Source organism: Amycolatopsis sp. NPDC004169 (genome assembly GCF_040610315.1).
In the GTDB taxonomy this organism is placed as follows: domain Bacteria; phylum Actinomycetota; class Actinomycetes; order Mycobacteriales; family Pseudonocardiaceae; genus Amycolatopsis.
In genome coordinates this window covers 1-12661 of record NZ_JBEXMD010000001.1, presented here as the reverse complement: position 1 = coordinate 12661, position 12661 = coordinate 1, and the positions used below count along the sequence as shown (strand labels likewise).

Annotated in this window: 13 protein-coding genes; 7 read left to right on the top strand and 6 right to left on the bottom strand. The window is 69.1% G+C overall.

The window, feature by feature from the left end:
• Positions 1 to 12: 12 nt before the first annotated feature.
• Both ABZX11_RS00065 and ABZX11_RS00060 read right to left on the bottom strand, forming a co-directional pair.
• The gene (locus ABZX11_RS00065) at positions 13 to 768 is read right to left on the bottom strand and encodes a decaprenylphospho-beta-D-erythro-pentofuranosid-2-ulose 2-reductase (protein WP_354908405.1); all 756 of its coding nucleotides are present in this window, start codon (positions 766 to 768) and stop codon (positions 13 to 15) included.
• Entirely contained in the window at positions 765 to 2099 is a 1335-nt protein-coding gene (locus ABZX11_RS00060) for an FAD-binding oxidoreductase (protein ID WP_354909173.1), read from the bottom strand. The genes ABZX11_RS00065 and ABZX11_RS00060 overlap by 4 nt, the downstream gene beginning before the upstream one ends.
• A gap of 161 nt (positions 2100 to 2260) precedes the next feature.
• Here ABZX11_RS00060 and ABZX11_RS00055 point away from each other — a divergent pair, with 161 nt between their 5' ends.
• On the top strand, positions 2261 to 2728 hold the full coding sequence (locus ABZX11_RS00055; protein ID WP_354853241.1) for a GtrA family protein: 468 nt from the start codon (positions 2261 to 2263) through the stop codon (positions 2726 to 2728).
• 6 nt (positions 2729 to 2734) lie between these two features.
• Positions 2735 to 4648, top strand: a complete 1914-nt coding sequence (locus ABZX11_RS00050; RefSeq protein WP_176173651.1) for a glycosyltransferase — start codon at positions 2735 to 2737, stop codon at positions 4646 to 4648.
• Between the two features lie 52 nt (positions 4649 to 4700).
• On the opposite strand, the gene ABZX11_RS00045 is transcribed toward ABZX11_RS00050, so the two are convergent.
• Positions 4701 to 4946 (bottom strand): hypothetical protein, encoded by a 246-nt coding sequence (locus ABZX11_RS00045; protein WP_310968146.1) that lies wholly within the window; start codon positions 4944 to 4946, stop codon positions 4701 to 4703.
• A 106-nt stretch (positions 4947 to 5052) separates the two neighbouring features.
• Here ABZX11_RS00045 and ABZX11_RS00040 point away from each other — a divergent pair, with 106 nt between their 5' ends.
• From ABZX11_RS00040 to ABZX11_RS00025, 4 genes are all read left to right on the top strand, one after another.
• Positions 5053 to 5817: an ESX secretion-associated protein EspG gene (locus ABZX11_RS00040; protein WP_354908402.1), complete on the top strand. Its 765-nt coding sequence runs from the start codon at positions 5053 to 5055 to the stop codon at positions 5815 to 5817.
• 130 nt (positions 5818 to 5947) lie between these two features.
• Positions 5948 to 6397: a hypothetical protein gene (locus ABZX11_RS00035; protein WP_354908400.1), complete on the top strand. Its 450-nt coding sequence runs from the start codon at positions 5948 to 5950 to the stop codon at positions 6395 to 6397.
• Between the two features lie 4 nt (positions 6398 to 6401).
• Positions 6402 to 6974 (top strand): DUF3558 domain-containing protein, encoded by a 573-nt coding sequence (locus ABZX11_RS00030; RefSeq protein ID WP_354908398.1) that lies wholly within the window; start codon positions 6402 to 6404, stop codon positions 6972 to 6974.
• 10 nt (positions 6975 to 6984) lie between these two features.
• On the top strand, positions 6985 to 8475 hold the full coding sequence (locus tag ABZX11_RS00025; RefSeq protein ID WP_354908396.1) for a hypothetical protein: 1491 nt from the start codon (positions 6985 to 6987) through the stop codon (positions 8473 to 8475).
• Positions 8476 to 8508: 33 nt separating this feature from the next.
• Here the strand turns inward: ABZX11_RS00025 and ABZX11_RS00020 are convergent, their stop codons facing one another.
• From ABZX11_RS00020 to ABZX11_RS00010, 3 genes are read right to left on the bottom strand one after another with little or no spacing between them, the layout of a single operon-like run.
• Positions 8509 to 9417, bottom strand: a complete 909-nt coding sequence (locus tag ABZX11_RS00020) for a glycosyltransferase family 2 protein (RefSeq protein WP_354908393.1) — start codon at positions 9415 to 9417, stop codon at positions 8509 to 8511.
• The gene (locus ABZX11_RS00015) at positions 9417 to 10232 is read right to left on the bottom strand and encodes an ABC transporter ATP-binding protein (RefSeq protein WP_176173645.1); all 816 of its coding nucleotides are present in this window, start codon (positions 10230 to 10232) and stop codon (positions 9417 to 9419) included. Before ABZX11_RS00015 ends, ABZX11_RS00020 begins: the two co-directional genes overlap by 1 nt.
• Positions 10233 to 10235: 3 nt before the next feature.
• Positions 10236 to 11189, bottom strand: a complete 954-nt coding sequence (locus ABZX11_RS00010) for an ABC transporter permease (RefSeq protein WP_176173644.1) — start codon at positions 11187 to 11189, stop codon at positions 10236 to 10238.
• A 117-nt stretch (positions 11190 to 11306) separates the two neighbouring features.
• Between ABZX11_RS00010 and ABZX11_RS00005 the strand changes: the two genes are divergently transcribed.
• On the top strand, positions 11307 to 12545 hold the full coding sequence (locus ABZX11_RS00005) for a polysaccharide pyruvyl transferase family protein (RefSeq protein WP_354908390.1): 1239 nt from the start codon (positions 11307 to 11309) through the stop codon (positions 12543 to 12545).
• The last annotated feature ends 116 nt before the right edge of the window (positions 12546 to 12661 follow it).

The window sequence follows — 12661 nt, the reverse complement described above, 5'->3', positions numbered from 1 at the left end:
GATGCCCTCAACTCAGATCGGCAGCTTCCGGAAGATCGGCCGCGGAACATGCCGCAGCGCCGACATCACCAGCCGGAACTGCGCCGGCGCCCAAACCAGCTCCTTACCAGCCCGAGCCGCCCCCACCGCGATCTCCGCCACCTGCGGAGCCGTCTGCGCCAGCGGGGCGTCCTTGAGCCCCTCGGTCATCTTCGTCTTCACGTGCCCCGGCCGCACGACCGTCACCTTCACCCCGAACGGCGCCAGCGCCTCACCGAGACCCAGGTAGAACCCGTCGAAGCCGGCCTTCGTCGAGCCGTACACGAAGTTCGACCGGCGGACGCGCTCGCCCGCCACCGACGACAGCGCGATCACCGTGCCGTGACCCTGCTCCTTGAGCTTCTCCGACAACGCGACCCCGACCGACACCGCCGCCGTGTAGTTCACCGTGGCCAGTTCCACCGCCTTCGCGTGGTCCTGCCAGACCTCTTCCGGGTCGCCGAGCAGGCCGAACGCCACCACCGCCACGTCGATGTCGCCACCCTCGAACGCCTTGGTCAGCACAGCCGGGTGCGATGCCGTGTCCGCCGCCTCGAAGTCCACTGTGGACACCTCGGCGCCGCGGTCCTTCAGGCGCTGGGCCGCCGCCTCCAGGCGGGGCGACGGCCGGGCCGCGAGCACGACCCGCAGCGGCTTCTCGGCCAGGTACTTCTCGGCGATCGCCAGCGCGATGTCGGACGTGCCGCCGAGCAGGAGCAGGGACTGGGGGTTGCCCACCGCGTCGATCACAGTTCGAGCCTCCGGCTCATGTCAGAGGCGAAAACGCCTTCGGGGTCGATGGAAGCGCGCACCTTGCGCCACTCTTCGAGGCGCGGGTACATCTTCGCGAACGTCTCGGGCGAGGTGCGCGAGTCCTTCGCCGTGTACAGCCGGCCGCCCAGTTCCAGGACGTCTTCGTCGAGCTCCTGGCAGAACCGGCTCAGGCCGTTCTTGATCGGGAAGTCGACGCAGACCATCCAGCCCGGGTGCGGGAACGACAGCGGCGCCGCGTTGCCCTCGCCCATCCGCTTGAAGACGTTCAGGAAGGACACGTGCCCCGACTCGGCGATCTTCTTCACGATGTTCCGCAGCGGCTCGTGCGCGTTGAGCGGCGTCGAGAACTGGTACTGCAGGAAGCCCTTCGAGCCGTACGCCCGGTTCCACTCGCCGAACATGTCGAGCGGGTGGTAGAAGGCCGTCAGGTTCTGGATCACGCCGCGGGCCGCCTTCGGCGTCTTGCGGTAGTACAGCTCGCCGATGGCGCCGAACGTCAACTTGTTGGCCAGGCCGTTCGGGAAGACGTCCGGGAGCGTCGCCAGCTGCGGGGCGTCGAACTTCAGCGGGTTCGCGCGCAGCTTCGGCGGCAGTTCGTCCAGCTTCGCGAGCGAGCCGCGGCCGAAGGCGGCACGGCCCAGCTTCGCGCCGGTGGAGATCGTGTCGAACCACGCCGACGAGTACGTGTAGTTGTCGTCGGAGCCGTTGCTGACCAGCTCGAGGGTCTCGTCCAGGTTGTTCGTGCGCTCGTTGTCCGCGAGGAAGTACGCGGTCTCCGTCTTCGTCATCCGGATCTTCGCCCGGACGATGATGCCGGTCAGGCCGATGCCGGCCACGGTCGCCCAGAACAGCTCGGCGTCCGGGCCCTCCGGCGTCAGCGTGCGGATCTGCCCGTCGGCGGTGATCAGGTCCATCGACACGACGTGGTTGCCGAAGCTGCCCGCGCTGTGGTGGTTCTTGCCGTGGATGTCGTTGGCGATCGCGCCGCCGATCGTCACCTGGCGCGTGCCCGGCAGCACCGGGACCCACAGGCCGTACGGCAGCGCCTCGCGCATCAGCTGGTCGAGGCTGACCCCGGCGTCGACGTCGACGAGCGCGCTGTCCGGGTCGATCGAGTGGATCCGGTTCAGCGCCGTCATGTCGACGACCAGGCCGCCGGCGTTCTGCGCCGGGTCACCGTAGGACCGGCCGAGGCCGCGCGCGATCACGCCGCGTGCACCCGCGTGGGCGACGGCGCGCGCGATCTCCTCGACGTCGGCGGTGGTCAGCACGTCGGCCGTGGTCGGTGCGGTCCGCGCCCAGCCCATGAGCGTGCGACGCTGTGTGTTGGGTACGTGGGTCACCCGACCAGGGTAGCCACGCCGTTGACCGCCCGAGACGTGACCCTGAAGTGCTCATCTCTACACTTTGCGCATCAAGGCACAAGCGCCCGCGCGGGTGACCGTGACACAGGTATCGAGGTAATGCAGTGGTGGCGACCGATCCGCAAGCCGACGTAGCGGCTGCGCAGTCCTCCCCGGGACTGCTGGGCCAGCTCATCCGCTTTGCCCTGATCGGGGGCTTCTGCGCCCTCGTCGACCTGGGCACCTACACGCTGTTGACGCAGGTGGCGGGGATGGCCACCTCACCGTGGGTCGACATCGCCCGCGCTATCTCTTTCATCGTGGGCACGACCACGGCGTTCTTCCTCAACCGGAAGTTCACCTTCGCCGGCGGGCGCCGCGACGGGAAGGCGCAGATCGGCTCGTTCGTCCTGCTCTACACCGTGACGTTCTTCGTCGCGGTCGGGGTGAACCAGCTGGCGCTGCAGGTGCTGCCGGAGTCCGCGTGGCAGCACACACTGTGCTGGGCGGTGTCGCAGGCCACCGCCACCGTGATCAATTTCGTGATGCTGAAGTGGGTCGTTTTCCGCGAGCCGTCGACCAAGGAGAACTGAGGAACCATGCCCGGTAAGACAGCCACCCCGGCGCCGACCACCGGCGCGGCCGCCGAGACGCGGTTCACCGAGCACACTCCGCAGGGCCGCCTGACGGCGCAGCGCGGGCTCTACGCCGGCCCGGCGCCGATCGTCAGCAAGGACCTGTACGCCGAGCTCGAGTGGGGCGCGGCCGTGCGGGACCGTGCGTCGATCACGCTCGAGCCCGCCTCCAAGGTGTCCGGCAACACGTACTTCGGCCGGTTCCCGGCCAGCTACTGGCAGCGCTGGACGACGGTGACCGAGGTCTCGGTCGAGGCGGTCGTCACCGGCACCGGCCTGCTGTCCATGGGCGCCTCCGACGTCGAGGGCGAGCCCCGCGTGGTGGCCGCCGAGCAGGTCAAGGACGCCAAGCAGGCGAAGGTGTCGCTGACCGGCAAGCTGGACAAGTTCTACGACGGCGGCGCGCTCTGGCTCGACCTCGAGACCGAGGGCGGCCAGACGCTGCGCGTCGAGCAGGTCCGCTGGACGGTCGAGGCCCCGGAGAAGATCCGCCCGACCGCGGTGACCATCTGCACGATGAACCGCGCCGACGACTGCCTGAAGAACCTGCAGGCCCTCGCCGCGGACGTCTCCTCGCTGGAGACCCTGGACGCCATCTACGTCGCCGACCAGGGCACCGACCTCGTCGAGTCCCGCGACGGCTTCGAGCAGGTCGCCAAGGACCTCGGCGACAAGCTGCACTACATCAAGCAGCCGAACCTCGGCGGCGCCGGCGGCTTCACCCGCGGCCTGTTCGAGGTGGCCGGGCACACCGCGACCGAGCACGCGAACGTCCTGTTCATGGACGACGACGTGCTGCTCGAGCCGGACCTGGTGATCCGGATGACGGCGTTCTCCAACCGCGCCGCCAACCCGATCATCGTCGGAGGCCAGATGCTCAACCTGTTCCACCCGAACCAGCTGCACGTCGGCGCCGAGTACGCGCGGCTCAACACGCTCGAGCCCGGCCAGCCGGTCGAGCACTCGCTGTCCACCGCCGACCTGCTCGGCGTGGACGAGGAGACGCTGAAGCCGAACCGCCAGGAGCGCCGCCTCGACGCCGGCTACAACGGCTGGTGGTCGTGCCTGATCCCCTACGAGGTGGTCCAGGCCACCGGCTACCCGCTGCCGTTCTTCTTCCAGTGGGACGACGCCGAGTACTCCTACCGGGCCCGCGCGCACGGCTTCCCGACCGTCACCCTGCCGGGTGCGGGCGTGTGGCACGCGGACTTCCACATGAAGGACTGGGACGAGTGGCACCGGTACTTCAACCTGCGCAACTCGATCATCACCGCCGCGCTGCACTCGCCGTTCAACCTGAACCTGCTTTCGCGGGTGCTGATCGCGCAGCTGGTGCGCTACCTGCTCGGCATGCAGTACGGCCTGTCGGCGACGCTGATCAAGGCCGTCGAGGACTTCCTCAAGGGCCCGGAAGTCCTGCGTGACGGTGGGGTCGAGGCGATGAAGGAGATCCGCCGGATCCGCGACGACTACCCGGAGACCAAGCGCCACAAGGCGACCGACGTCCCGGGCATCGCGTCCAACGACATCGGCATCATCAACAGCGCGCCGCGGCCCAGCATGCAGCGCCTGGTGCTGATCAAGCGGGTGCTCGACCGGGTGCTCGGCCGCAGCCGCTTCGGGCTCGGCGCGGTGCCGATCGACGAGGCCAACTGGTGGCACATCGCGCTGTTCGACACGGCCGTCGTCACCGACGCGAGCCAGGAGGGCGTCCGCGTCCGCTCCTACGACCGGGTGAAGATGTTCGCGCTGGCCAAGCAGGGCGCGCGGGTCATCCAGCGGCTGCGCAAGGAAGGCGCGGCGGTGCAGGAGCAGTACAAGCGGGCCATGCCGGAGCTCACCTCGCGGGAGAACTGGAAGCGCCTGTACAAGCTCTGAGCGTTCCGTGGCGAAGGCCGTCTCACGCACGTCGTGAGGCGGCCTTCGCCGTTCACGCGTGCAGGCCGAAGACCTTGCTCTTCCGGTTGAGGTCGTCGATGTAGGCGGCGGCGACGTGCGCGAAGTTGACCGCGACCACCGAGTCGTCCTTGGTGGTCACCGATTCGACGGCGCCCGCCTTGACGAGCTGGGCGAGCCTGCCGGCCAGCTTCCCGGATTCTTCGGTGGTCAGCGCGAACAGCAGCGGTTCGCCGCCGGTGGCGAGGTGCAGGACGAGGGCGGGTTTCGTGTCGGCCATGCGTCCATCGGACCAGCGGCGATCTTGCCCCGGCAAGCGGGTTCGCTGAGGGCGGAGCTACGGTTTTCCCGGGAAGCCGGACTCATCCGCGGGGGGTTGGAAGCGAATGCCGCACTCGTTCTCGCTGTCGCTGGCGGCGGTGGACATCCTGCTGGAACAGCTCGGGCTCGGCCGCGCGCCGACGCCGTTCGAGGTCCCGCACGTCGGCACGACGATCGAGCAGCGCGCGATGATCCGCGACGCCGTCGTCCGCGACCTGACCGGCCGCGGCCTGTGGAGCCGGGGGCGCCTGGACGCGGACGCCGAGCTGGCGCTGGCGACGTTCGTCCGCGGCAGCGTGACGATCAACGCGGCGGCCGAGCTGGGCGACCGCCACCTGTTCGCGCGCGTGGCGACCGACGGCCAGTTCGCGGTCCTCGCCCGCCAGGAGGAGAACCTGATCGTCTTCGAGGAGGTCCGCCCGACGGGCATCGTCCCGGCGATCGTCGACCTGCTCCCGCTGACGCCGGCGGCGCCGGGCCAGTCGGTGACGATCTCCCGGCCGGTCCAGCAGCCCCGCCACCAGCGCCGCGACGAGGCGTACGACCCGTTCGCGGGCGTGAGCGCCCCGCGGTCGCACAGCGGTGGCGGCGGCCCGCAGGTCCGCATGATCGAGCGCGTGTTCCAGGAGCCGAAGAAGCGCGTGGGCCAGTTCACCGCCCAGACCCGCAGCGCCACGTTCCCCCCACTGGCCTGGTTCGACACCCCGAACGGCCGCTGGCTGATGTCATCACGAGCGGCAGCGGACGGCCAGCGCTGGATAACCTACGCTCCGGCGGACAACGCCCGGCTGGCCCAGCAGCTGTACGCCCAGCTCGAAGGGCAGTTCTGAGCACCGGGGAACCGTACGGGCGCGGCGTGCGTCGGAAGTGAAGATCGGTGAACGGCCGTTGCGCTGGGTGTCCCGCTAGTAGACTCCCGGGTGCGTAGGTATGGGCGAAGCGATTCGGGGTGGAACAGCGATGCAGATAGCTGACGGCGGGGGCAGTGCCTACCTCGCGGACCTCCTCAACCCGTTGTCCTCCGGTGCCATGGGCGCCGCGGTGCAGGCCGCCAAGGCGCAGACCGACAAGCTGGTCGCCGCGGCCGCGAGCGGTGGCTTCAAGATCACGCCGGAGGGTGTGAAGCCGCTCCGCGACGCGTTGACCGCGCTGGTCAAGGACCTCGACGGTCTCGGGCACAAGGTCTATGCGCTGGATCAGGCGCCCCAGCTCGGGAGCCACCCGTACGGGCAAACCGTCGCTTCGCACGACCAGAAGAGCGCCACCGAAGCCACTGGGTCGGCGCGAGCTGTGCTGAACCAGCTGCGAGAAGTGGCCACGCAGGCCGACCAAGCCCTGGCCAGGGCAGCCGGGCTCTACACCGGGACCGAAGACGATGCCTTCTCCGCGCTCAAGACCAAACAGGCCTGAGGTAATGAACAAATCCCTCACTCGCATCGTCCTCCCGCTCCTCATCGGCGGGGCACTGCTGGCCGGGTGCACCACCACCAAGGGGGGAACGGCATCACCCGCGCAGTCGTCGTCGGCCGGCGAGTCGAAGCCGCCGGACAGCACGTCGTCCGGCGGCGGGGGCACCCAGTCGATCACCGATCCCTGCTCGCTCCTCGAAATGAGTGATCTGAGCAGCTACGGCCAGTTCGATCCGCCGGAAAACGGCAAGATCGGCAGTGCCCGGTCGTGCAGCTACCAGAAGCAGATCGCCTCGGCGAGCGACAAGAGCATGGTCGTCGGCGCGAACGTCCGCGACAACGCCTCGATCGACCAGGTCAGGGACACCGGTCGCGGAGTGTCCGACACGGAGATCAACGGCCGGAAAGCGAAGGAATCGCCCGATGGCGTCGCTCCCGGGTGCACCTTGGCGCTGGCCGTCGGTGATTCCTCCAGGGTCGACGTGGAAGTGACGGCCGTCGCGTCGTCCGACGAGGCGTGCCAGGTCGCCGAGGCAGTCGCGAAGACCGCTGTCGAACCACGGTTGCCGAAGGGATGAGGGGACCCAGATGACGACGCAACAGGGCCCGCGCCCGAAGACCGAGGACAAGACGCCCCAGCAGGTCCAGGAAATGGCGCCGGCCGAGCGGGACGCTTACCTGCAGCAGAAGGCCGAAGAGGGCGTCGACCCCAGCAGCTGGCTGTTCGGTCCGATCCAGCAGTGGATGGCCCAGACCAGGGCGAAGAACCAAGCCCAGCAGATGGGCGACAAGAACGTCAAGGACGCCACCCAGGGCCGTGATGTCGAGTACGTCTCGGGGTTGCACGCGCCCAACGCGGACTACAAGGGCACCGACCACACCCAGCTCCAGGCTTTTCTCCAGAGCAACCTCGATGTCGACCAGGTGTCCGAGGTCTCGACCGCCTACCACCAGGTCCACCAGGTCTTCGACAAGTTTTCGCAGTCGATGACCACCGCGGTCAACGCCTCCAAGGGCACTTGGGAAGGTTCCGCGGCCGAGAACGCGCAGCAGTACTTCACCAGCCTCAGCAAGTGGTCCGACGCCAACTCCCAAAACGCCAAGCTGGCCTCGGAAACCATCTACGACCAGGGCCAGGCCGCCTCCACGGCGAAGAACTCCATGCCTGCCCCCATCCCCTTCAGCTGGACCGAAGAGTTCAAGGGCTGGGCCACCTCGAACCCCTTCAACCTGCCCGACAACGTCGACAAGTCGATCCAGAAGCAGAAGGACAGCCAGGCCGCGCACGACGAGGCCGCCAGTGTCATGGCGACCTACGACAAGAACCTCTACGAGGCCGCCTCCAAGCAGCCCGCCTTCGCGCCGCCGCCCAGTTTCAGCACCGGTGGGGGCAGCGATGGCACCGATGGCACCGGCGAGAAGAACGGCATCAACAACCCCTCCAGCGTGAACACGCCGGGCTCGCACTCGGTCAACACACCGGGCGGTACGGCCCAGGGCTTCGTGTCCGGCAACACCCCCGGGTCGCTCGGCGGGCCGGCCGGGCACACCGTCTCCGGCCCCGGGTCGACCACCGGGTCCGGGTTCGTCCCGGCCGGCACCACCACGCCGTCCGGCTTCACGCCCAGCTCGGTCCCGGTCGCGTCGTCGCAGAACTCGAACCAGCAGTTCACCGGGATGCCGCCGATGAGCCCGATGCCGATGGGCGGGATGAACTTCGGCGGCGACGAGGCCTACAACTCCAAGGTCGGTGGCGGGGGCGGTGGCCGCGGCGGCGGGTTCGGCCCCGGCGGCTCCGGCGCGGCAGGCAACGCGACCGGCGCGGGCGCCGCGTCCGGGGCGGCCCGGCCGGGCGGGATCGGTGCGGCCGAAGCGGCCGCCGGCCGCGGTATGGGTGGTCTCGGGGCCGGTGCGGCCGGTCGTGGCGGCATGAGCCCCGGCGGTGGTCTCGGCCGCGGCCAGAAGGGCGAAGGCGACGAGGACACCGAACACTCGCGGCCGACCTACCTTGTCGAGGGTGACCCCGACGAGGTCTTCGGCACCGACATGCGCACCGCGCCGCCGGTCATCGGCGAATAGCACGAAGAAGGGGCCCCCGCCGGGGGCCCCTTCTCAGTATCGGTAGAACTTCTCGGCGCGGCCCTGCCGCACCAGCTTCAGCCACTGCAGGAACGCCTTCGGGTCCCGCTTCACGCCCACGAAGTACAGCCCGAACCGGACGATCTCCAGCGCGCCGATCTTCCGCATGCCCGGCTGCGACAGCAGGTATCCGCGGTTGCGGTACGTGTAGTACCGCTTGACCTCGTTCTCCGGGTCCTGCGCGTGGAACTTGCCGCCCAGCATCGGCTTGAACTCGTCCGAGCCGTCCGGGTGCAGGTACTTCGTCTTCAGCGACGTGCCGAACGGCAGCCCCGAGCGGGCCAGCCGCCGGTGCAGCTCGACCTCGTCGCCGCGGAAGAACAGGCGCAGGTCCGGCACGCCGACGACGTCCAAAGTGGACGCGCGGAACAACGCGCCGTTCATCAGGGACGCGATGCCCGGCAGGAAGTCCGTGCCCAGCTCGGACTGCGACCGCTTCCACGTCAGGCCGCGGCGCAGCGGGAACGCCAGCTGGTCCGGCGCCTCGATGTTCGACACCACCGGCGAAATCTCCGCCAGGTTCCGCTTTTCCGCTTCCTCCAGCAGGATCGCGAGGACGTTCTCGTCGGCCGGGCGGCCGTCGTCGTCGGCCAGCCAGATCCAGTCCGCGCCCAGCGACAGCGCGTGCAGCATGCCCAGTGCGAACCCGCCGGCGCCACCGAGGTTCCGGTGCGACGGCAGGTACGTGTACGGCAGCGGGTAGTTCTCGACGACCTCGCGCGCGGAGTCGTCCGGTCCGTTGTCCACGACGACCAGGTGGTCGACCGGCCGGGTCTGGGTCGCGATGACCTTGAGCGAGTCCGCGAGCAGCTCGCGCCGGTGCCGCGTGACGACCACGCCGACGACCGCGCCGTCGGGCAGCTGCCGGGTCTCGCTCGCCATCATTCCCCGCCGTTCGTCGTCGCCACCGGCTCGATGCCGAAGCGGTCCAGGGTCTCCTGGCTCATGTTCTCGAAGGGGTCACGCCCCTTGTACGACGTGAGGACGTCCCGCAGCGAGCCGCGTTGCTTCACGTGGCCTTCGTCCATCCACAGGGCGGAGTCGCACAGCTCGAACAGGAACTCGTCGGAGTGGCTGGCGAACACGAGGATGCCGGAGCGCTTGACGAGGTCCTTGAGCCGGTCGCGCGCCTTGTTGAGGAACGCCGCGTCGACCGCGCCGATGCCCTCGTCGAGGATGAGGATCTCGGGGTCGATCGAGGTGACGACGCCCAGCGCCAGCCGCACGCGCATACCCGTCGAGTACGTCCGCAGCGGCATCTGCAGGTAGTCGCCGAGCTCGGTGAACTCCGCGATGTCGTCGACCCGCTTCTCCATCTCCTTGGCGGTCATGCCGAGGAACAGGCCGCGGATGATGATGTTCTCCTGGCCGGAGATCTCCGGGTCCATGCCGACGCCGAGGTCGAAGACCGGCGCGATCTTGCCGTGGATCCGCGAGGACCCGCGGGTCGGCTCGTAGATCCCGGCGAGCAGCCGCAGCAGCGTGGACTTGCCCGCGCCGTTGTGCCCGACCAGGCCGACCCGGTCGCCCTCGCGGAGATTCAGGGTCACGTCGTGCAGGGCTTCGATGATCGGGACCTTGGTGTCGGTGCCGATCTTGCCGCCGACCTTGCCGAGGACCTTCTTCTTCATCGACCGGGTCTTCGCGTCGAAGATCGGGAAGTCGACGTAGGCGTTCTGGACGTCAATGCTGACCATGTGTCACACCCAGTAGGAGACGCGGGCACGGTAATTGCGCATCGCGACGAGCGCGAGCGCCCAGCCGACGACGGTGATGCAGCCGACCACGATCCAGTTTCCCGGCGTGAACGACTGGCCGATCAGCGGTGCCCGGACCACCTGCATGAAGTGGTACAGCGGGTTCGCCTGGATGATCGGCAGCACCCAGGAGATGCCTTCGCGCGTCCCGCCGTTCATCAGCTGGTCGACCGGCCAGACGATCGGCGTGCCGTAGAACAGCAGCTGGATCAGCGAGTTGATCACCTGCGGGATGTCGCGGAAGCGGGTCGAGATGATGCCCAGCAGCAGCGTCACCCAGCCCGCGTTGAGCGCGAGCAGCACGAAGCCGGGGATGGCCAGCAGGATGTTCCAGCTGAGGCCCGGGTGGCAGAAGAGGCCGTCGTGGCACAGCCCGTCCTTCGAACCCAGCGAGTACGGGTTGTCGAGCGCGCTGAAGAAGATGACCAGGACGACGACGTAGACGATCAGGTTGTGGGCCAGCAGCAGCGTCTGGCGCCACACCGTGCGCAGCATGTACACGCTCAGCGGCGCCGGGAGCTGCTTGATGAGCCCCTCGTTCGCGATGAACGTCTCCATGCCCTCGGCCAGGCAGCCGCTGATGAAGCCCCACAGGATGAACCCGGTGGACAGGTAGGGCAGGAACACCTGGATCGGCGAGTTGAACAGCTGCGAGTACAGCAGCCCGAGCCCGAGCGCGATGACGGCCTGGCTGATGGTGATCCAGAAGGGCCCGATCACCGAGCGCCGATAGCGCTGCTTGATGTCCTGCCAGCCGAGGTGACCCCACAGCTCGCGGGCGCGGAAACCGGCCTTGATGTCGGCGAAGGCCCGCGAGAACGTCTTGCTGTCCGACACCGGCGGCGCCGGTGTCGCTACTGAGGAGTTCGCGGCCTGAACCGTGCTGGTGGCATGCACGTGGACGAGGGTACCGATGGGCCCGGCACCGGCCGGGCCGCCCCGCCCGCAACCAGCGCTCGCGGTTAGTGCCAAGGTGGCCTGGGTTACAGTGCGTCACGCCGTACGATTCCGCGCATGGTGGTCGCCCCCAGTTCGGCTTCGTCGACGAAGCCGGACCAACGTGCTCTTTACTACGTGGTGGCTCCGGTGGGGCACCCCAACTACGGGGATGAGCTCATCGCGGCGAGCTGGTTGCGCGAGCTGGCCACGATGGCTCCCGACGCCGACGTCTGGGTGGACACGCATTCGCCGGGTCCGGCGGCGGTCCTGCTGGACGGCATCCACCCCCGGGCCAAGTTCACCGACACGCTGTGGCGGTTGTGCTGGGAAGCGCCGTCGGAGGACCCGTGGCAGGCGGCCGCCTGGGTGCGCGAAGCGGTGCACAACCCCGGCATGATGCCTCGCCTGCACGGCGGGATCGAGCTGCTCGCGACCGCCGACGTGGTGCACGTCGTCGGCGGCGGCTACATCAACAAGCTGTGGCCCAAGCAGATCGGCCTGTTCTCCGGGACCGCGGCGGCGGTGGAGCGCTCGGGGGGCCGGGCCGCGATGACCGGCCACGGTCTCGTGCCGGCCTGCGACGACGTCGCCCCTCTGCTGGTGAGCCTGCTGGACCACTTCGACGTCGTCGAGGTCCGTGACGAAGCATCGGCGGCCCTGGTCGACGTGCAGCCCGGCATCGACGACGCGTTCCTGGGCATCGGCCCGCACCGCTACGAGACGGCCGAGGACCAGCCGGAGGTCATGCTCTGCCTCCAGTCCGACCTCGTCGAGGTCGGTATCGGCAAGCTGGCCGGCGCGGTGCTGTCGATGCTGCGCTCGTGGAAGGTGCCGCCGGAGCGGGTCGGGATCGTGGAAGGGGTGCCCCGCGTCGACCGCGAGGTGTTCGCCCTGCTCGAGCGCGAGCTCCCCGGCGCCCGGTTCTACCCGTTTTCCCACATCTGGGCGCACGGCCTGCCGGCCAACCCCCGCCAGACGTGGATTTCCACCCGCTTCCACGTCCACATGCTGGCCGCGGCAGCCGGCGCGTCCGGCGTGGCAGTGTCCATCAACCCCGACTACTACGCGACGAAGCACCGCTCGCTCGCTGCGCTCGGCTCGAACTGGACGGTGCTGGAGGACCTCACCCAGATCCCGGACCGCCCATCGGCCGGAGGCTACTCGGCGGACACCCTCGCGCGGCTGCGAAGTGCCAAGCTCGAGGTCGCGAAGGCGGTCTACGCCCCGGTGGTGCGCAGGCCCCAGGCCGGGGCGCCTGCCGAACCCCAGCCGGAGTCGTTCAGGCGCCGCTGGTCGAGGCGCATCCGCGGCTGAGTTCACGAACAACGGCGGGGGCGGGGCGGGGCCAAGCGCGGCCGCCGCGGGTGGTGGGGGGGGGTGGAGCACAGGTGGGGATCGGCCCCCGCCGCGGGGTGGGAGACCCCCCCCAA